We start from the raw sequence: 19,338 nt of genomic DNA, 5'->3' as shown, positions 1-19,338 counted from the left end.
TTCGTATGATTTCGACATGCTGCCTGTATTAGTTCATGTCCTTCAGCACAACGGTAATTTCCGTTCCGACGCCGATTTGGCTGTTAATCTGAAGACCATAATGGTCTCCATAATAGAGCTTAATGCGCTCATCGACATTTTTAATGCCGATTCCTCTTCCTTCACTCATCACGGATTCACTGTCGAAGCCGATGCCGTCATCCTTGATCAAAAAGTTTATTTTATCACCCTTTAAACAACCGTAGATATAAAGGTTACCGGGGCCTTCTTTCTGTTCGAGTCCATGGTAGATGGCATTCTCGACAAGGGGCTGAATGATGAATTTAACCATTTTCTTATACAGAATGTCTTCGCAGATCTCGATATGAACGTTGATCTTGTCTTCATATCTGATCTTCTGAATTTCCAGATAGCTTTCCACATGCCTGATCTCGTTTTTGATCATGGTGAACGATTCCCCCCGGTTCAAGGCAAACTTGAAGATTTTCGAGAGGTTCAGGACCATGGCGGAAATATTTTTGGCTTTTATTTTCTCGGCCATCAGGTAAATGCTGTTCAGCGTGTTGTAAAGGAAATGCGGATTGATCTGGGATTGCAGCGCCATTAATTCCGCTTCTTTCTGTTTAATGATGGCGTTGTACAGATTGGAGGTCAGCGCTTTGTTCTCGTTTACGACGCGTTGAAATTCACTGCCTATCTTCCCGACCTCGTCCTTGTCGTCAAACTCGTAATCAATCTCTTCCATCTTCTCGAATTTGCCGATGGCGAGCGTCAGCAGCTTGATCTGCCGCGTAATTTTCTCACTGCTGAGCAGGACGAATCCGATGGTCAGAAACAGGGAGAGCAGAATTAAAATCGCGGTCATAATCATGACGGATGTATTCTTGTCGTTCATGGCGTTGGTGTTAACCAGGGAAATGATCTTCCAATCGGTCAACTCATTGGTCTTCACGCTGTACATATATTTCGCGGTATCGATCTGAATGCTGTTTTTGTTGCCGCCGCCATGGATCTGCCGAATGAATTCCTGCCCTGCGGGCTGGCCGCCGTTTAGCGCATCAATGGACGAATAGAGGATATTATCCTGATTCATAATGACAATTTTGTAATCATTCGTATCCTTGTCGCTGTTCAACCGTTCGAAGATGTTCTTGTCGATGCCGATTACAATCATCCCGATGTAATCCATCGTGTTCATGTTTTTGAAAGCCCGGCCATAGAAAATCGCATTATTGTTCAGATCGACCTTTTTGCCGTCCAGCCATTGTCCTGTCGTATTGTTTTCCTCGATATCGCTGAACCAATCGTTGATTTTCTCGAAAAAATCCTGATGGTACGTATAAGTGACGGAGTTGGATGAAAAGAGCTTGACCGTATTTCTGTCCAGATAATACATGGTGCTGCGGTTGGAAATAAGGATCGTCTTGATGTAGTTTTTGTTGATAGTGAAGTTGCCCATCAGTTTCATGAGGTCCCACTTGCTCGGGTCTTTCGTGTCACTGATATTTTGCACGACGTCGAGCGTAGAGACGATATTCACCATATCCTTTACGTCGCCGAACATAATATTCAGGTTGGAATCGATGGAATTCAGCAGATTTTGCATTGCGTTCAAGACATAGTCGTTGGTTGCGTTTGTATACGTGTAGGTAGAGAAGATCGAAATGATAATCATAGGGACGAATGAAATCAGAATAGCGATCAGAATAAATCGCTGCTTGATGGTGGCGGGTACCGGAAGTCGTTTTAACAGTTTCATGTCCATTTTCCCCTACGGTTGATTTATCAATCTGGAAGCGCTTTAATTTTCATTAAATTATAAACAATATCAAAAGATTTTCAAATATTAAATTTAAAAAGCGGCTCTTATAATTGAACTATGCCAGGCATAACAAAAACATTCTGGGAGGGTTAAGCAGTGAAAAAAATGAACAAATTCTTTGCTATTCTGCTTTGCATAGGGATGCTGGCCTCGATCATTTCCGCATGCGCCGGCGGCAATAACAATGAGACCACAGGCGCTTCATCGAATGCCCAAGGCGGCCAGCAGCAGGAAGGCGGCAGTGACGGGCCGCAGCCGCTCAAAATTCACTATTTGACGTCCAAGCTCCTCAGCGACGGTGCGGTACAGACGATCATGGATCTTGCGGAGCAGTACAAACAGCAGGTCAATCCGAATTTCGAGCTTGAGGTGGAGAGCATATCGGACCGGCCGGCTTATCTTCAGAAGATCAAAATCCTCGCTTCGGCGAATGAGCTGCCGGATTGGTTCGATGCGGATCCGGAGCCGTTCTTTGAAGGCATTGCAGAAAAGGGTCTTGTCGTCAATATCGATGACGTTTACAAAGAAATTGGCGTGACGGATAAATTTTTCAAGGTATCGATCGATTATCCGCGGCTTGACGACGGTTCGCTGTACTTGATGACATGGAACGCGAATGCGGAGTACTTTTGGTACAACAAGGAACTCTTTGAACAGGCTGGTGTAAGCGCACCCACAACGTTCGATGAGTTTCTGGCGATCAGCGAAACATTAAAAAGCAAAGGGATTACTCCGATTTCCGTACACGGCAAAGATTTCTGGCCGCTGCTGAGATATATGGCCTTTATCCCGTTCCGCATGGAAGGCAATGATTACTTAGATAAATTGCGCAAGGGCGAAGCAAAGATGGCGGATCCGGCCGGCATGAAAGCGGCGGAGTTCATCCAGAAACTGGGCCAAAATTACTTTAACGAAGGCTGGTCCAATGCGGATTACAATACGTCTCTTGAGCTGTTCTTAAGCGGCAAAACGGCAATGTACTACATCGGAACCTGGCAAGTGAAGGATATGATCGACGAGAACATGAACCTGAAAGAAAATTTCGGTTATTTCAAAATGCCGCAGTACAGCGCGTCCGACAAAACGAAAGTATCCGATTTCTTCGCGAATTCCGGTATAGGAACGGCAATCAGACAGGATGCCTACAACGAAGAAATGAAAAATTTCCTGCAATTCCTGTTCGACAATTATGCGGATACGGCGCTGTACAAATACCATGTCATTCCGTCCGTCCAGCCGACCATCAAGGATGATTTGTCGCAAATTTACAAGGATATGCTGAAGGATATTTCCGAGGTTGAAACCTACACGAAGGTATGGGATGTAAGGCTGGATCCGGAAACAAACGAGTCGATCGGCAGAGAAAGCACCAATCTGGCGCTTGGGTTAAGCACGCCTGAAGAGTTTGCGAAGAGAATGGATGATGCGATCGCGCAAAATGCGCCGAAGTATTTTAAATAATAAATAACGGTTAAATGTGAAGTCGGTCAAAACGGGGCCGCATCCGCATCGTCCCGTTTTGGCCGATTATAAAGAAGCGGTAGGGGTGAGAGACCTGTGACAAGCAATAAAAGGATTGAACCGTGGCTGTTCGTACTGCCTGCTTTGCTCGTATTTTTGTTTACCGTTATCGTACCCATCATTTGGTCGTTCACCTATAGCTTATATGAGTGGAATGGAATCGGGGACAAACGATTTATCGGCATCGACAACTACACGAGAATGCTGACGGATAATGTATTCATTACGTCCTTTAAAAACAATCTAATCTTTACCGGACTGGGAACGGTCGTGCAGATTGTGATCGGCATGACGATGGCCGTTATCTTAACGAGCATCACGAAATTCAGAAATTTTATTAAAGTGATTTACTTTATTCCCTGTGTTATTTCCTCGATGGCGATCAGCCAGATCTTCTCCAAAATGCTGTCGATCAACCCCGAGGGGGTTGTAAATGCTACCCTTGGCGCAGTAGGTCTGGATAGCCTGAAAGCGGCGTTCCTGTCCGATCCGAATCTGACCTTAATCATCGTCACGCTTGTCGATGCGTACAAGTTTTGCGCCATCTATATGGTCATCTACTATGCCGCTTTCCTGGCGATTTCCAACGATATTATCGAAGCCTCGGTGATCGACGGCTGCAATTGGTGGCAGCAGTATATTTACATGCGTTTCCCGCTTATTAAAGGCATTTTCTTTATTACGGTGGTCATGCTTGTCAGCGGAACATTGAAGGGATTTGATGTGCCTTATATCCTGACCAACGGGGGACCGGGAGCGTCAAGTGAACTGGTATCCACTTATATGTATAAGGTTGCTTTCAATTCGGTTAATTACGGCTATGGCAGCGCAATTGCGGTTTTTCTGGTCATTGAGTGTCTTCTGATTGTGACGCTGATCCGCAAGCTGATTTCAAAAGTTGATGTAGAGGCGTGATGGAAAATGAAAACCGCACCATTGAATATCGGGGTCAGAACCCTTTTCTATATGATCCTGGCTGTGTTTGTTGTGATCCAGGTCTATCCGATTTTCTGGGTCATCATCTCCAGCTTTAAAACCCAGGCCGAAGTGATGAGCAGTGCGCCGTATTCTCTACCGGGCAGCTTTTATCTTGGCAACTATGTCAGTATGCTGCAAAATTCGCAAATTCCGACCTACTTCATGAACAGTTCCATCGTTGCGGTGCTTACCTTGTTCTTTACCATTGTCATCGGAGCGCCTGCGGCCTTTGCCATTGAGAAGATGAAATTCGGGGCGGGAAATCAAGTGCTGGCGTTCTTTCTTCTGGGCATTATGATCCCGATCTTCGTCACTCTGCTGCCGATGTTCCAAATCTATAATGCGCTAGGCCTGAGAAATACGTTCACGTCACTTATTTTGCCTCAGGTCGGGTTTAACCTGCCGATATGCATTTATCTATACAGCGGATTTATGCGTTATGTGCCTAATTCTCTTATTGAATCGGCCCATTTGGACGGCGCGGGCTCGTTCAAAATTTTCACCAGCATCATCCTGCCGATGTCCAAAAATACGACAATCACAATTATTACGTTCAATTTTATTTTTATCTGGAATGAGTTTATTTTTGCCAACACGTTTATGACCTCGTCCAGTATGAAAACATTGCCTTTGGGACTGAAAGATTTTGTAGGGCTGTACGGATTTACAGATTGGGGAGCGACGTACGCGGCCATAACCGTGACAATTCTGCCTACGCTGCTTATTTATTTCATTTTAAATAAAAGTGTAATTGAGGGCATGGCGGCCGGTGCGGTGAAAAGCTGATTTCGATAGCAGCTAAATATGACATATATTGGAGGAGAAAAAGGATGAATATGGAGCTTAAGAGAAACTGGATGATTCTGCAGGATGTGCACGATACGGGGGAGGAGCTGGGCATTTACCGGGAAGGCTTTAATTATGTAGCGATCGGCCATCAAATTTCCGAGTGGGAGCCGATAGACGAGTTGAAGCATCTGCAGCTGCTGTTTTCTGACAAACCGTATTTTGGGCGCGAGCTTCGCTATTTCAACCAGGCGCCTTGGTGGTATAAGAATGAGTTCGACATTGCCGCGGATCTGAAGGAGAGCCACTGCGTATTGAAGTTTACGAATGTAGATTATTTCTGCAAGGTTTGGTTTAATGGAGAATTTCTGGGCGAGCATGAAGGGTATTCAATCCCTTTTGAATTTGATGTCAGCCATCTGATTCATAAAGGAGGTAAGAACAATGTTATTGTAAAGGTTTGGTCACCTTGGGACAAGGATGTCCATCTCAACGATTATAACCGGCGTACGTTCAACGTCAAACGCGATTTGACGAAAGGCACCTACGAGCACGATGATACGCTGATCGCCAGAGATGTCAACCCTGTCGGCATTTACGGTTCCGTCGGCTTGACCTTCTATAACGGAATCCGGTTTGCGGGTGAGCCGTTTGTCACTTACGAGCTTTCGGACGATTTAAAGGCTGCGAAGATCACGGTGAACGCCGAGGTTGTCAACTTGTCGCAAGCAAGCCAGGTCAGCCTGAATTGCAGGTTAATCGATGCTTCAACCCATCTGGTTGTCACACGTTTTACACAGACGCTGCAATTAAATGGGGAACATAACCGCATTACGTACGCTTTTGACGCCGATTCCATCAAGCTGTGGAATACATGGGATCGTGGAGGACAGCATCGCTATATTCTGAAATTGGAGCTGGCAGCGGATGACGCTGTTGTGTACGCAGTCACCAAGCGTATCGGATTCCGGAAAGTTGACATGATCCGGAATGAAGAGCAGACGACCTTCATTGTAAACGGCAAAAAGATGTACATCCGGGGAACATCATATTTTCCTGAAGTCTACATATCACAAATGAATAAGGAGCGGTATCTGCGGGATCTGCATGCGATCAAGAATGCCGGCTTCAATCTGGTCCGGGTTCATGTGCATGTGGAGCAAGCCGTATTCTATGAGCTGTGCGACGAGGTCGGCATTGCTATTATGCAGGATTCCGAATACAACTGGACGCATCCCGTGGACAGCGAGTGGGCGGAGCGTTTTATTCAAATTTATCAGGAAACCGTGTATATGCTCAACGATCATCCCTCAGTGATCAACTGGATTTGCTTGAATGAACCGGGCGTATTTGACCCTGCCGGCAGAACCGAGGGTTATGCGATGCAGATCAGCCCCGGGCCGCAGCTTTATGAGACGGTAACCCGAATCGATCCGAGCAGGCCGGTAATCAAGGGCTCCTTTTGCCACGACGATCCGACAAGCGGCGACAGCCACAACTATACGGGCTCGCTGGAAGCGCCGAATGTTCATTACACCGAAATCTACGGAACAAAAGAGAAGCTGAACACTGAATATGGATTTGATGCGCCTGGCTGTGCGTCCAATTTAAAAACGATTAAGCAGGTCTATAAACGGCTCGAAAATATCAGCGGGCAATTCGAAGATATTCAATATTACCAGTACCGGCTGATTAAATACTTTACCGAGCACTACCGGATTCAGAAGTATCAGCCTTGCTCCGGGTATGTTCATTTTATGTTCATCGATCTTTGCCCGCAGAGCTTCTACGGCGTCTATGACTGGTGGGGTGTCCCCAAAATGGGCTTGAAAGCGCTTATGGAGAGCAACCAGCCGGTCGGCATTTTCGTGGAGCAAACAGCGGATAAACCGGTCGGCATATGGTTTGTGAATGATCTTCTGAAGTCATTCGGCACATGTACGGTAGAATGGACCGTGACAGACGGCAATCATACGCTTATTACATCCGATGAAAAGCTTGTCGAGGCGGACGCGGATTCGGCATCCTATGTCGCAGATCTCTCCTTTGAAGTCGAGAGCGGGGTTTCCTACCGCATCGCGCTTGTTGTGAAGGACCAAGAGGGGACCATCATTGCTACCAATACGTACGAAGACGCCTTTAACCATCCGGTGCATGTGGAGGGCCATCCGTGGCGGATGAATCACGAGTATGGGGTTCGGGTGTATCATGGTTAATGCTGAATAAATTCAATACGAGAATGTTGTGTGAAAATACGATAGGGTCTAAAACACATGTTCGAAATGCTGACACCTGTTTACAGATGTCAGCTTTTTTATTGTTCGCCCAGCATGGGCGTCATCTCTAGGGTGAAAGTCCCGAACGGGGGCCCGACCGAACAAGCGCTGAACGATATCGCGGAAGCGGGAAATCGACGCACCGACAGGCAAGATTCTGTCGGTCGAAATTGACGACGATGACGATGAAGATAATGATTAATCATGAAGCCTTCCTCCGGGAGAGCTTGAATTCCGCACAAGCCTGCCTAACCTCTCTATGTTATAATAGCAGATATGTGGCCGGCATGATCCTACCGGTTCATCATTGTTCTTGCCACTAGAAAAACAGAGGGCGGTATCAGTCTTGAAAACATTCAAAAAAGTATATATCGAAATTACGAGTGTATGTAATCTGGCGTGCAGCTTTTGCCCGCAAACGAGCCGTAAGGCTAATTTTATTAAGCTGGATACATTTAATAACATTCTCGATCAGATCAAACCGCATACCAATCACATTTACCTTCATGTCAAGGGGGAGCCGATGCTGCACCCCAAACTTGATGAATTGCTGGATGCAGCACATGAAAAAGGCTTCAATGTGAATATGACTTCAAATGGAACCCTGATTGATAAAGTGAAACATAAGTTGCTTGGGAAGCCGGCCCTGCGCCAAATTAACTTCTCACTCCACAGCTTTGATGGGCATGAGGGGTCTACCGACCGTGAGGGATATTTAAGGAGTATACTTTCCTTTGTCCGGGAAATAGCGGAGCATAAGGTGATTGTATCCTTCCGTTTATGGAATCTTACACAGGACAATATGACGAACCTGGAGAGGCAGAGAAACCGGGAGACGCTGGAAATTTTGGAGAAGGAATTCAGCCTGGATTATAAAATCGAGGAAAAAGTGGTACCGGGCAGCGGCGTCAAAATCGCCGATCGGATCTACTTGAATCAGGATCATGAATTCCAATGGCCTAGCCTGCAAGCACCTGAGGATAACGGCAAAGGCTTCTGTCATGCCCTGCGCAGCCAAGCAGCGGTTCTGGTTGATGGCACGGTTGTCCCATGCTGCCTCGATGGCGAAGGTGTCATTAACTTGGGAAATGTTAATGATACGCCTTTCTCTGAAATCGTAGAGGGGGAAAGAGCCAATAACCTTTTTTATGGTTTTTCCAGAAGGGAAGCCGTTGAGGAATTATGCAGGAAATGCGGCTATAGACAACGATTTGGCGCATAAAAGTGCTTTAACAGAATACTACCAATCAAGGACGAGCAGCGTTGGCTGTTCGTCCTTTCTGTTTATATCAAAGAATTAAGGGGTCTATGCCGAGGGATGTTTGTTGATTTTTAAGGTTGCTGCAGATTTATTTAATTGCTCTGCCATGCGGGCCACCGAATTAATAGCAGCAGACAAATCCTTATCCGTATACACTTGCTTAAACCGAAATTCTTTTGCGTGGTCACGTAAATTTCGACATATTCCCGCAAATTGTGCCCATATATGGAGATGCATTTCGAATATCTATAATAGCTAAAAGAATAATAGGATAAGGAGAAAAGACGATGAAGTATATGGCAGCATTGAAATGGATCCTTGTTTATTTTGTTGTTACATGCTTATGTTTGACAGTGATGCTGCCCGCCGGCACGGTAAAGGCCGACGGGAAGACGGTGTCGAGTTCATTTGCCCAAAAGCTGGATCACTCAGGCTCATCTCAAGTCATTCTTGTTAAGGCGGACCATACTAAGAGCTTTACAGGCCGGCTATCACTATTAGAGAAAGAAAATGGAAATTGGATAGCCTCCATAGACAATGTTCCTGTTGTATTGGGGAAGAATGGAATAAACAAACAAAAAGAAGGTGACGGGAAAACACCGACGGGCATCTTTCCTTTGGGGACGGCGTTCGGCAGCACAGCGGCACCGGCTGGTATCAAGCTGGCTTATAAGAGAACAACCAAATATCATTATTGGATCGATGATCCTTCATCGAAAGACTACAACAAGTGGATTCATTATACGAAAGATCCCCTACAGAAATGGAAGTCATTCGAACGATTGTACCAGCCGTTATATAAGTATGCGATTGTGATTGGCTATAATGAGAGGCCGATCAAAAAGGGAAAGGGGAGCGCGATCTTCATCCATCTCTGGCGAAGCCCGGAGAAGCCTACTGCAGGCTGTGTTGCCATGTCCGAACAAAACTTGCTTACATTGCTTAAGGCGTTGGATAAAAGCAAGTCTCCCCGAATCGCTATTGTTGCCGGAAGTTCGTAGTAAGAAAAGCCTAATTGAGTCACGATATTGCATTGACTCCGCAACCCTGATTCCGTATACTTGAATTAATAAATAATGATAATCATTTTCATTGTAACCAGGGTTGAGGAGGAGCAATGAGCTATCTACAGATGCATGATATCACAAAGCAATTTCATGATGGCAGCAAGCCGGCAGTCATGAAGTTTGAGCTTGAAATGAATAAAGGGGAAATCGTATCCTTTCTGGGTCCCAGCGGCTGTGGAAAAACAACGACGCTGCGGATGATTGCCGGGTTTGAGAGACCGAGTTCCGGTAAAATCACGATTGAAAACGAACTGATCTGCGACAATCATTTTTCACTGCCGCCCGAAAAAAGAGGAATCGGCATGGTGTTTCAGGATTATGCTTTGTTCCCACATTTGAGTGTCATTAAAAACGTCATGTTCGGTTTACATAAATGGGGTGGCAAAGAAAAGAAAATGCGCGCTGAAGAGGTGCTTGAGATCGTCGGATTGCTCGACTTTGCAGACCGGTATCCTCATGAGCTTTCCGGCGGGCAGCAGCAGCGTGTCGCGCTGGCAAGAGCCATGGCCCCTAATCCGAGACTTATACTTTTGGATGAGCCATTTAGCAATTTAGATGTTAAGCTGAGGGAAAGAATGCGGTTTGAATTGAAACAAATTCTGTATCGTGCGAAGATGACGGCGATTTTGGTTACGCATGACCAGAAAGACGCATTCGCGGTATCTGACCGGGTTGTCGTCATGAATGCCGGTGAAATCCAGCAAATTGCTGAACCGAGAAGCTTGTACCGTTGTCCGAAAAATTGTTTTGTCGCCGAATTTCTAGGCAAAACGAACCTCCTGACCGGGAAGCTGGATGCGGATTTAAAACATGTATTTACAGGAATCGGAAAGATTTGCTTACCTGTACATACGACACAGCAGGAGGATCAGGTCATGCTCTCGATCCGTCCTGAAGGCTGCCGTATTAAGAGCGATGGAAAGTTCAATGGTTCCGTTGAGGGGATTACCTATTGCGGAGAGTACCAAGAAGTGCTTGTCCGGTTAAATACGCAGGAGAACAATGACCAGCTTATGGTCATTCATGCCCAGGTAGAGGAGAATCTCCAGGTAGGGGATACGGTATATTTTGATATTACGCCTGAACTCGTAGCGCTTGTCGAAGCCGTATAATACGGCTTTTATTTTTTTGTCATAATTGAAAAGGATTATCATTATCATCCTATTGACAACGATTATCACTATCAATATAATAAAGATTGTCTAAAATATAAAGGAGGGAATTACCAGAAATGAAAACGAGAAATATTGTACTTATGCTCATGCTTTGCTTTGTAATGGTTTTTGCAGCGGCATGCGGCAGCGCGGGAAGCACGAACAATGAGGTAAATCAAGGGGGAGCAGCTGAGCCGACACCGCAAGAGAATACAAATGGTGAAGCAGCTGTTGAAGAACCGCTATCAGGGGAATTAGTTGTATACTCTGCAAGAAACGAAAAGTTTGTTGATGCCCTGCTTCAAAAGTTTCAAGATGAGACAGGAATTACTGTAAAAGCACTGCATGCCGGAGATGCAGTAGTCAATAAAATTATTGAAGAAGGCAATAACACGCAAGCCGATGTTCTCATTTCAAATGATGTTGGTTCGATGGAGCACCTGCGCCTGCAAGGATTGCTGCAAGGCAGTGAGCCTGAAGGAATCGAATCCATTGATCCGTTGTACCGGGCTGAAGATAACTCCTGGTTTGGCTTATCGGCCAGATCGAGAGTACTGATCTACAACAAGGACTTGATTACAGAAGAAGAGCTTCCTCAGACAATCTGGGAGCTGACGGATGAGAAATGGAAAGACCAATTCATGATTACCCGGGGCGGTAATGGTTCGATGGTCGCTCATGTATCCGCGCTTCGCAATGAGTGGGGAGATGAGAAAACTACGGAGTGGCTCACAAAAGTGAAGGATAATGCTGGAGCAATCACAGATGGACACGGCGACATTCGCAAAGCAGTAGGCGCCGGCGAGTACAAATTCGGACTTGTTAACAACTACTACTATCATCAGCAGTTAAATGAGCCATCGGATAACAATGTTGGAGCCCTGTATCCGGATCAAGGCGAGGACGAAATGGGTGTGTTTGTTAACGCAGCCGGTGTTGCCTTAATTAAAGGAGCGCCGAATGAAAGCAATGCCCAGCATTTCCTGGAGTGGATCCTGCTTCCAGAGAACCAAAAAGAATTTTCCTTCGCTTCCAAGGAAGTTCCGCTGAATCCGGAGATCCAAACAACAGAGGAAGCAAAAAGAATCAGCGACTACAAAACGATGAGCATGCCGCTTAACAAACTGGGTGAAGTATGGCTCGATACGAAAGAATTGATTGAAAAAGCGGGCCTTGACCTTGAAATAAAATAAAAGTTCATCTATGATGAGATTGTTCTATGTTTTCATATCAACCTTATGAGCCCGTCGGAGTTTACTTATATGAATAATAAACAGTCCCTTCAAAAACAACATACATCGAAGGTTCGGAAACCATGGTTCCGGACCTTCTTCCATTACTGCAGCGTAAAGTGGAACAAATTGTGGAACGGCCATCCTCCGGACTATGTTTTGTTAACGATTGCAAGCATCACGGCATTAGTGATGTCCGTGCCGATTATTTATGTCATATGGAGGTCATTATTTGCGGGCAGTGAGCGGTGGCTAAAGCTGCTGGATACGAGAATACCAGGGCTATTGTGGAATACATTAAGCCTGACGTTCGTCGTGACTGCGCTGGCTGTGACAATGGGCGTTGCCCTTGCCTGGTTCGTGAACCGCTGCGATCTGCCGGGCGGGAAAACATGGCAGTGGCTTCTTGCTCTGCCGCTTGTTATTCCTCCTTATGTTGGAGCCATGACGTATATCATCATTCTGGGGCCGCGGGGCTGGTTGTGGGATGTATGGGGATCCCAGCCATGGCTGCAGTCGATATTCGAGAATTATCCCATTAATATCTATTCATTTTGGGGACTGGTTTTCGTCCTAACGATGTTTACCTACCCGTATGTGTTTTTAATTGCAAGCGCGTCTTTAAGAAAGATGAACCGTAACTTTGAGGATGCGGCACGCTCGCAAGGGTACAGCATGCAAAGTATCTTTTGGAAGATCAGCCTGCCCTTTCTTCGTCCGGCAATCGGTGCCGGAGCGATTCTCATTGCACTCTATGTGTTATCTGACTTTGGGGCAATCAGCATGCTGCGGTATATGACCTTTACGTCGGCTATCTATTACCAGATGGGGAGCTTCGATAGTGTCGCGGCTACCGTGCTGAGCATGGTACTGATCCTAATCACGATTGTCGTGCTGTGGATTGAAGCATCAACACGCAAACGTACCGTCCATCAAACGTCGAATTCCTATAAACCGCCTGAACTCATAAAGCTTGGCCGATGGAAGACGCTGGTCATGGGGATTGTACTGGCCGTGTTTGTCTTGTCTGTTGTGCTTCCGGTCATCGTGCTTGTATACTGGTCATCCATTGGGATTTCCATGGGGGCAATCAATTCGAAGTTTTGGCAGTATACGTGGAATAGCATTCTGGTATGCGGTCTGGCCTCCTTGTTCAGTATGCTGCTTGCGCTTCCGTTGATTTATTTGAAGAGCAGGTACCGTTCTGTTTTCACCAGGATGATCGACCGCCTGGCCTATTCCGGTTACGCACTGCCGGGTATCATTGTTGCGCTTGGCATTATTTTTATCTTTAACAATTATATTCAGCTGTTATACGGCTCGTTTATCCTCATTGCGATCGCTTATATCGTCCGGTTTCTTCCGCAGGCGATGCAATCGGGAGAGGCCTCGCTAAATCTCATCTCGCCGAGGATTGATGAAGCGGCCCGAAGCTTGGGGCATTCTTCATTAAAGATTCTATTCAAAATAACGCTTCCGTTAATTATGCCCGGCGTTCTGGCTGGAGGAGCATTGGTGTTCGTAAGCTCGATGAAGGAGCTGCCGGCAACCCTGCTGCTGCGTCCCCCGGGTTTTGATACGCTGTCTGTCCGGATTTGGGTGGAAGCGGGGGAGGCAGTATATCATCTGGCAGCGCCAGCTGCTCTGTTGGTCATCTTGGTAGCTACCCTGCCGCTACGCTGGATGCTTAATAAATAACATGGTCATAGGCCGATTCTCATGCTGTGAGAGTTGGCCTCGTTAATTTAGGTGATCACTATGATTTTCGAATAGCTTAATAGAGGCTAATAGCACTTTTACCGAGAGGTGGCATCCCAAGCCTTCTTTCCGTTTTTTTAATAGCTTAATATACCGCTCCGCGATGATGTTCCAGTCAAATTGCTGTTTGGCGTAGCTTCTAATTTGACTTCTGAACTGCTGGTTATCCCGGCAGGCCTGAGAAGCAATAGTGATGGGCAGTACAGCTACCTTCCCAGTAAAACCGGCATTTTTATAAATTTCTTTGATTTTTGGACTAAGCACCAGATGGTATTTAATCTTTGAAAGTGAACGGATAATATGCCGGTAATCAGCATTCCAATGTTCAGACGCTGCAACATAGGAGTGATGGGAGGTTACGATCAGCTCGAATCTGTAATCTTCTGCAAGCTTGGCCCACATCGAAGCATAGGCATCAAAATGAAGATGTACATAATCATAATTCCATGGTTGAGCCGCCAGCGACGATCTCGATAGCGCCCCATCCATCGTTTGGAATCGCCATTTTTCCCGGTCCAACCAATAAGAGTTTCATGATGTCCAAACACCTCCTTGCTTCTGTAAGCCTGCCGCTGCTCGAGTAAATTGCATCTTCTCTGTTGAACTATATCGTCCTTAACTAACATATATATGCAGTATCGTTAGGAGGGTGATCAAGGTGGACAAGAAGATCAAACGATACTATAAGCTTAAGAAGCAGCAAAAAGAGATCGAGCAGGAATTAAGCAGCCTGCGAAGTGAGATTTTATCCCTATGTGCCGATCAGAAGGTGGCAGAACAGGAGCTCGGCGGATACAAGGTCAAAATTATTTCCCAGGAAAGAAAAGAATTCGATGACAATAAGCTCTATAGCGTGCTGCCTGATCCTGCCGTGTGGCGTATGCTCTCCAAGGCTGATCCTGCTAAAGTTGCAAGTCTAATTCATTTAAATATCATTACGGACGATACCATAAAAGACACGTTCACGGTCAAAAAAGTAACATTGCTTCAAGTAGATAAAATATAAACAGGAAAAGACTATGTCCGTTATTCGGGACATAGTCTTAGACCGTCGATAAAGCCCTTAATATGATAAGTGAGAACGAATAGGGGGAGGGGTGTCCCTCCATTCCTTTCATGGGGTTTATCGACAAGTTCAAGACGATGTCTACAACGGACATAGTTTTTTATGCTGTACTCCATATGGGATACAGTTTCATTTTAAGCTTTATTCCTGATGTGGTGTAATTTCCGGAGGTATCTTGGGTTGAATTTCCGGTGTAGGGTCAGGCATGATTTCTGGAATCGGTTCAGGAATGATTTCCGGGTCTGGACGCTCCGGATCAATCTTAGGTGAAGGAGGCGGCGTAATTTCCGGTTTGTTGTCACGGCTAATATCCGGAATTTCATTTGGCGTTTGATCTGGCTCGCGCATTTTAAACCTCTCCTTTCGGTTATGCCTGTGATTACCCGAAAAGAAGGTGCAGGTAACTGAGTATTTTTTAATGGTATTCCAAAACTTACAACATAGGATAGACAGGAAATACCTTTATGGATCTATTAAAATTGAGGTATATTTAGGGAAAAGACTACGGGAGAGCGATGATCATGTCTTACATACTTGTAACCAATGAAGAACAATTAGAGGCTGTTTACCGGATACGCCGCGAAGTATTTGTGGAAGAGCAGGGGGTGCCGGCAGAAAATGAATTTGACGAATATGAAACGGTGTGTGACCATATTCTGGTCTATCATGAAGAACAGCCTATCGGGACGGGAAGGCTGAGAATCGCAGACGGTGCAGCCAAGATGGAACGCATCTGCATTCTGGCCTCGTATCGGAAATTCGGCTTAGGAAAAGAAATTATGGCGTCTTTGGAATCGCTGGCTCAGACAAAAGGCCTTCGGAAAGCGAAGCTGCACGCGCAGACCCACGCGCAGAGCTTTTATGAAAAACTTGGCTACCGGGTAAAATCGGATGTGTTCATGGAAGAGGGAATACCGCACGTATCGATGGAAAAGGAGCTTGCACCGTTGCAGGATTAAGCATTTTTCGTATAGAAGTGAACTGAATCTACATAAAGGGAGAGTGGATTTATGAAAATCAAGAAGCTGGAACTGTTCAAAGTACCGCCCAGGTGGCTGTTTCTTAAGGTGGAGACGGACGAGGGGATCAGCGGCTGGGGAGAACCGATCGTGGAAGGCAAGGCGGATACGGTTCACGCTGCGGTAACGGAAATGGGGGATTACCTGATCGGAAAGGACCCGATGCGGATTGAGGATATTTTCCAGGTACTGTACCGCGGCGGCTTTTACCGCGGCGGGCCGATCCTCTCCAGCGCCATATCCGGCATTGAACAAGCGCTGTGGGATATCAAAGGCAAGTTTTATAACGCGCCGATTTATGATCTGCTTGGCGGGGCCTGCCGGGACAAGACGCGCGTCTATTCATGGATTGGAGGCGACCGTCCGGTCGATGTAGGCCTGGCGGCCAAACTTCAAGTTGAGAACGGTTTCACCGCCTTGAAAATGAATGCGACGGAGGAGCTTCACTATATTGATTCCATCGAAAAGGTCGATGCGGCAATCGCCCGTATCGCAGCGGTGCGCGAAGCGGTCGGCAAGGGGATTGGGATCGGCATCGATTTTCACGGGCGTGTCCATAAGTCGATGGCGAAGGTGCTTGTAAAGGAGTTGGAACCGTACAAGCCAATGTTTATTGAGGAGCCGGTGCTTCCCGAGAATAATGAGGCGTTGAAGGAAATTGCCCGCCATACATCCTGCCCGATCGCCACGGGTGAGAGAATGTATACGCGCTGGGGCTTCAAGGAGCTTCTTGCGCAAGGCATCGTAGATATTATCCAGCCGGATCTCTCTCATGCCGGCGGCATTCTGGAGACCCGGAAAATTGCGGCCATGGCCGAAGCCTACGATGTGGCAATTGCCCCGCATTGTCCGCTCGGACCGATCGCGCTGGCGGCATGCCTGCAGCTGGATACCTGCTCGCCGAATGCGTTCATCCAGGAGCAAAGCCTAGGCATACATTATAATAAAGGCAGCGATCTGCTGGATTATTTGAAGGACCCCGGCGTCTTTGAATATAAGGATGGCTTTGTGAACAATCTGACTGGTCCCGGCCTAGGTATCGATGTGGACGAAGAGAAGGTGCGCGCAGCGGCCGCCATTGGTCATCAATGGAGGAACCCCGTCTGGCGCCAAGAGGATGGCACCGTAGCAGAATGGTAATCGAAGATTTTATATATGATGGTGGAATATGACAAGGTACTGCTTGATGTTATGTTCCGCTGTCGTTGTGTTTAAAAGTCTGTTTTTGGCGGATTGTGCCGAGGCGGGCTTTTTTCTTCGTGAAGAAGCAGGATCTAGCGGTTGCCACAGCGCCTATTAAGCTCAAAATAATCGTTTCCCCAGGCTTAACGGTTGCCATGGAGCTTAGGGGACGTAAAATTCACGAATACAGATGGAAAAACATGAGATAGTGGTGCTACCAACCGTTACAACAAAAAATACGCGATTTAGAACAAGATAGGCGCTGTGGCAACCGTTAAGCAAACCTTGGCGGAGACGATGGAGCCCGTCACCCGAAAGGCGATTTTATTCCTGTGTGCTTAAGAGGGCAGGTTCACGGCTAAAGCCGCAATGACATGGTCATAGAACAGCTTGTCCTCGGCGCTGAGCTTCTCTTTATCGCACACGATAAAGGTCGGGCGCATGGGAAACGGGTTGTTTCTGATCGGAATTTTAACCAGTGAGCCGCTCTTCAATTCCTCTCCCATATAGGAAGGCGCGAACAAGGTCGCTCCGTAGTTTCCCGTCACCAGCTGCTTGATCAGCTCCAAATTGTTCATTTCATAATGGATGTGATAAGGGATGTTCATCCGGTTGAACGTGAATTCGATCGTCTCCCGGTACTGCGTTCCTTTTTGATAAAGAATCAGGGGCTGCTTGGCCACTTCTCGCAATGAAATGGAGCTTTTCCGGGCCAAGGGGTGCTTGCTGGAGACGATGAAATAAATATGCTCATTATTGATCAAACGGAAGGTTAAGCTGCTGTCTTCTATGGAATAACGGGATAGTCCGATCCGGCAGCTGCCCATTTTGACATGATGAATGACCTCCAGCGTGGAGAAGGATTGGACCTTGATGTGGATTTGAGGGAATTTATCGATAAAGCTTTTCAGCAGATCTGTTAAAACATAAGCGCTGAGTGAATTCGTACAGCAAATTTCCAGCTTGGATCTTCCCCCCAAGGCGACTTTCTCTACCGCGACCTGGCCTTGGTCGATCGCTTCGATAATTTTTAACGCATAAGGCACGAAGGCTTTGCCTTCCAAGGTAAGCCGATTTTCCCCTTTTCTTCGCTCAATCAATCGCTTTCCCAAATTTTTCTCCAATTGATGAATGCGGTGCGATACTGTCGGCTGTGGCAAATATAGCTGCTCCGCTGCTTTCTGGAAGCTTCCCAGTTGATGGACGGAAATAAAGGTTTTAATTTGCTCCAGGTTCATAGGGATTCCTTTCTTGTGTTATGTTCTAGTTAGGTTTTAGTTGAATTTGCCCATGTAATATCGCTTTCATTCATTTTATGAATCATAACATTCATTTCTGCTCATTTACACGTTATATGAACTGACATAATATTAACTTACAACAGCGATATGGAGTTTGTATGTAATATTATATAACATTAAAAACCGAGGGCAAAGAACTAAATGAAAAAGGAGATGAGTGGACGATGGCTTGGGAATGGGAAAGGTTTATGACGGAGCAGGATAAGGCGCATGACGAGATGTGGGGGAAGAAGGAAAATTTCGGCTTCGGGGAAAAGCCCGCTCTGGTGCTGATCGATATCTATTACGGCGTGCTTGGATTTAAGCGTGAGCCGCTCCTGGAGCAAATCAAAACTATTCCCGGCGGGATGGGGCTGGAGGGCTGGGAGGCGGTTGACCGGACGGTCGAGCTGCTGGCGGCGGCAAGGAAGCATAGTATTCCCGTTATCCATGTGACGAAGCTCGATAAGAATGGCATTATCGGCTGGGGTCGGAAAATGGGCAAGCGTATGAGCCTGCCGGAGGGGCTGAAGGACAGGGCCAGCGAGATTGTCGAGGAGGTCGCGCCGATTGAAGGGGAGATGATCATTCATAAAGCGGCGCCCAGCGCTTTTCAAGGGACGGTCCTTCCGTTCATGCTGCGCAAGCTGGGGGTTGATACGATCATCGCCTGCGGCGAATCGACGAGCGGCTGCGTGAGAGCGACGGTTGTGGACGGTACGACTTACCGTTACAACATGGGCGTCGTTGCGGAATGCTGCTTCGACCGGACGCAGATGTCACACCATGTCAATTTGTTCGACATGCATCAGAAGTATGCCGATGTCATTCACCTTCCGGAGGCGATTGCCTACTTCGAGAAGGTAGGGTCAAACTTTAAGCAGTCTGTTTCCTCCTAAGTTGCAGCAATAGAATAGAGAGATCTCACCGAAAGGG

Annotated in this window: 17 protein-coding genes; 13 read left to right on the top strand and 4 right to left on the bottom strand. The window is 46.6% G+C overall.

The genetic code is table 11. The annotated features are described in order from the left end of the window. Positions 1–28 precede the first annotated feature (28 nt). On the bottom strand, positions 29–1,759 hold the full coding sequence (locus IEW11_RS08730; RefSeq protein WP_188530687.1) for a cache domain-containing sensor histidine kinase: 1,731 nt from the start codon (positions 1,757–1,759) through the stop codon (positions 29–31). A gap of 168 nt (positions 1,760–1,927) precedes the next feature. Here IEW11_RS08730 and IEW11_RS08725 point away from each other — a divergent pair, with 168 nt between their 5' ends. From IEW11_RS08725 to IEW11_RS08685, 9 genes are all read left to right on the top strand, one after another. Continuing rightward, complete coding sequence (locus IEW11_RS08725) at positions 1,928–3,283, top strand: ABC transporter substrate-binding protein (RefSeq protein WP_229725107.1); 1,356 nt, start codon at positions 1,928–1,930, stop codon at positions 3,281–3,283. A gap of 96 nt (positions 3,284–3,379) precedes the next feature. Next, positions 3,380–4,258, top strand: a complete 879-nt coding sequence (locus tag IEW11_RS08720; protein ID WP_188530685.1) for a carbohydrate ABC transporter permease — start codon at positions 3,380–3,382, stop codon at positions 4,256–4,258. A gap of 6 nt (positions 4,259–4,264) precedes the next feature. Next, the gene (locus tag IEW11_RS08715) at positions 4,265–5,107 is read left to right on the top strand and encodes a carbohydrate ABC transporter permease (protein ID WP_188530684.1); all 843 of its coding nucleotides are present in this window, start codon (positions 4,265–4,267) and stop codon (positions 5,105–5,107) included. 44 nt (positions 5,108–5,151) lie between these two features. Further along, a complete protein-coding gene (locus IEW11_RS08710) occupies positions 5,152–7,323 on the top strand; it encodes a glycoside hydrolase family 2 protein (RefSeq protein ID WP_188530683.1) in 2,172 nt (723 codons plus the stop codon). 406 nt (positions 7,324–7,729) lie between these two features. After that, positions 7,730–8,605, top strand: a complete 876-nt coding sequence (locus IEW11_RS08705; RefSeq protein WP_188530682.1) for a radical SAM/SPASM domain-containing protein — start codon at positions 7,730–7,732, stop codon at positions 8,603–8,605. Between the two features lie 326 nt (positions 8,606–8,931). Then, positions 8,932–9,645, top strand: coding sequence for a L,D-transpeptidase family protein (locus tag IEW11_RS08700; protein WP_229725063.1), 714 nt, complete (start codon positions 8,932–8,934; stop codon positions 9,643–9,645). 116 nt (positions 9,646–9,761) lie between these two features. Continuing rightward, positions 9,762–10,823, top strand: a complete 1,062-nt coding sequence (locus IEW11_RS08695) for an ABC transporter ATP-binding protein (protein WP_188530681.1) — start codon at positions 9,762–9,764, stop codon at positions 10,821–10,823. Between the two features lie 119 nt (positions 10,824–10,942). Then, positions 10,943–12,058 carry an extracellular solute-binding protein gene (locus tag IEW11_RS08690; RefSeq protein ID WP_188530680.1) on the top strand — a complete coding sequence of 372 codons (1,116 nt, stop codon included), beginning with the start codon at positions 10,943–10,945 and terminating at the stop codon, positions 12,056–12,058. 69 nt (positions 12,059–12,127) lie between these two features. Continuing rightward, positions 12,128–13,795 (top strand): ABC transporter permease, encoded by a 1,668-nt coding sequence (locus tag IEW11_RS08685; protein WP_188530679.1) that lies wholly within the window; start codon positions 12,128–12,130, stop codon positions 13,793–13,795. A 42-nt stretch (positions 13,796–13,837) separates the two neighbouring features. Here the strand turns inward: IEW11_RS08685 and IEW11_RS08680 are convergent, their stop codons facing one another. Next, a complete protein-coding gene (locus IEW11_RS08680) occupies positions 13,838–14,344 on the bottom strand; it encodes a hypothetical protein (RefSeq protein WP_188530678.1) in 507 nt (168 codons plus the stop codon). A gap of 169 nt (positions 14,345–14,513) precedes the next feature. On the opposite strand from IEW11_RS08680, the gene IEW11_RS08675 reads away from it, so the two are divergent. Then, positions 14,514–14,861: a hypothetical protein gene (locus IEW11_RS08675; RefSeq protein WP_373289314.1), complete on the top strand. Its 348-nt coding sequence runs from the start codon at positions 14,514–14,516 to the stop codon at positions 14,859–14,861. Between the two features lie 201 nt (positions 14,862–15,062). Here the strand turns inward: IEW11_RS08675 and IEW11_RS08670 are convergent, their stop codons facing one another. Then, the gene (locus tag IEW11_RS08670; RefSeq protein ID WP_188530677.1) at positions 15,063–15,269 is read right to left on the bottom strand and encodes a hypothetical protein; all 207 of its coding nucleotides are present in this window, start codon (positions 15,267–15,269) and stop codon (positions 15,063–15,065) included. Positions 15,270–15,442: 173 nt separating this feature from the next. Here IEW11_RS08670 and IEW11_RS08665 point away from each other — a divergent pair, with 173 nt between their 5' ends. Together IEW11_RS08665 and dgoD are read left to right on the top strand one after the other, a co-directional pair. Then, positions 15,443–15,880, top strand: coding sequence for a GNAT family N-acetyltransferase (locus IEW11_RS08665; protein WP_188530676.1), 438 nt, complete (start codon positions 15,443–15,445; stop codon positions 15,878–15,880). Positions 15,881–15,931: 51 nt separating this feature from the next. Beyond that, the gene (gene dgoD, locus IEW11_RS08660; RefSeq protein ID WP_188530675.1) at positions 15,932–17,080 is read left to right on the top strand and encodes a galactonate dehydratase; all 1,149 of its coding nucleotides are present in this window, start codon (positions 15,932–15,934) and stop codon (positions 17,078–17,080) included. A gap of 380 nt (positions 17,081–17,460) precedes the next feature. Here dgoD and IEW11_RS08655 read toward each other — a convergent pair whose 3' ends face one another. Then, a complete protein-coding gene (locus IEW11_RS08655) occupies positions 17,461–18,360 on the bottom strand; it encodes a LysR family transcriptional regulator (protein WP_188530674.1) in 900 nt (299 codons plus the stop codon). 227 nt (positions 18,361–18,587) lie between these two features. Between IEW11_RS08655 and IEW11_RS08650 the strand changes: the two genes are divergently transcribed. Continuing rightward, positions 18,588–19,301, top strand: coding sequence for an isochorismatase family protein (locus IEW11_RS08650; RefSeq protein ID WP_188530673.1), 714 nt, complete (start codon positions 18,588–18,590; stop codon positions 19,299–19,301). Positions 19,302–19,338: the final 37 nt, after the last annotated feature.

Source organism: Paenibacillus abyssi (assembly GCF_014640295.1).
Classification (GTDB): Bacteria; Bacillota; Bacilli; order Paenibacillales; family Paenibacillaceae; genus Paenibacillus_D; species Paenibacillus_D abyssi.
Note: the sequence above shows the minus strand (reverse complement) of the source record. Positions and strands in the feature narration are given on the sequence as shown.

Coding starts and splice junctions, on each gene's coding strand:
- IEW11_RS08655 (WP_188530674.1), bottom strand. CDS start 18,360: ATGAACCTGGAGCAAATTAAAACCTTTATTTCCGTCCATCAACTGGGA.
- IEW11_RS08685 (WP_188530679.1), top strand. CDS start 12,128: ATGAATAATAAACAGTCCCTTCAAAAACAACATACATCGAAGGTTCGG.
- IEW11_RS08650 (WP_188530673.1), top strand. CDS start 18,588: ATGGCTTGGGAATGGGAAAGGTTTATGACGGAGCAGGATAAGGCGCAT.
- IEW11_RS08670 (WP_188530677.1), bottom strand. CDS start 15,269: ATGCGCGAGCCAGATCAAACGCCAAATGAAATTCCGGATATTAGCCGT.
- IEW11_RS08700 (WP_229725063.1), top strand. CDS start 8,932: ATGAAGTATATGGCAGCATTGAAATGGATCCTTGTTTATTTTGTTGTT.
- IEW11_RS08690 (WP_188530680.1), top strand. CDS start 10,943: ATGAAAACGAGAAATATTGTACTTATGCTCATGCTTTGCTTTGTAATG.
- IEW11_RS08730 (WP_188530687.1), bottom strand. CDS start 1,759: ATGAAACTGTTAAAACGACTTCCGGTACCCGCCACCATCAAGCAGCGA.
- IEW11_RS08695 (WP_188530681.1), top strand. CDS start 9,762: ATGAGCTATCTACAGATGCATGATATCACAAAGCAATTTCATGATGGC.
- IEW11_RS08725 (WP_229725107.1), top strand. CDS start 1,928: ATGAACAAATTCTTTGCTATTCTGCTTTGCATAGGGATGCTGGCCTCG.
- IEW11_RS08665 (WP_188530676.1), top strand. CDS start 15,443: ATGTCTTACATACTTGTAACCAATGAAGAACAATTAGAGGCTGTTTAC.
- dgoD (WP_188530675.1), top strand. CDS start 15,932: ATGAAAATCAAGAAGCTGGAACTGTTCAAAGTACCGCCCAGGTGGCTG.
- IEW11_RS08715 (WP_188530684.1), top strand. CDS start 4,265: ATGAAAACCGCACCATTGAATATCGGGGTCAGAACCCTTTTCTATATG.
- IEW11_RS08710 (WP_188530683.1), top strand. CDS start 5,152: ATGAATATGGAGCTTAAGAGAAACTGGATGATTCTGCAGGATGTGCAC.
- IEW11_RS08680 (WP_188530678.1), bottom strand. CDS start 14,344: ATGGATGGGGCGCTATCGAGATCGTCGCTGGCGGCTCAACCATGGAAT.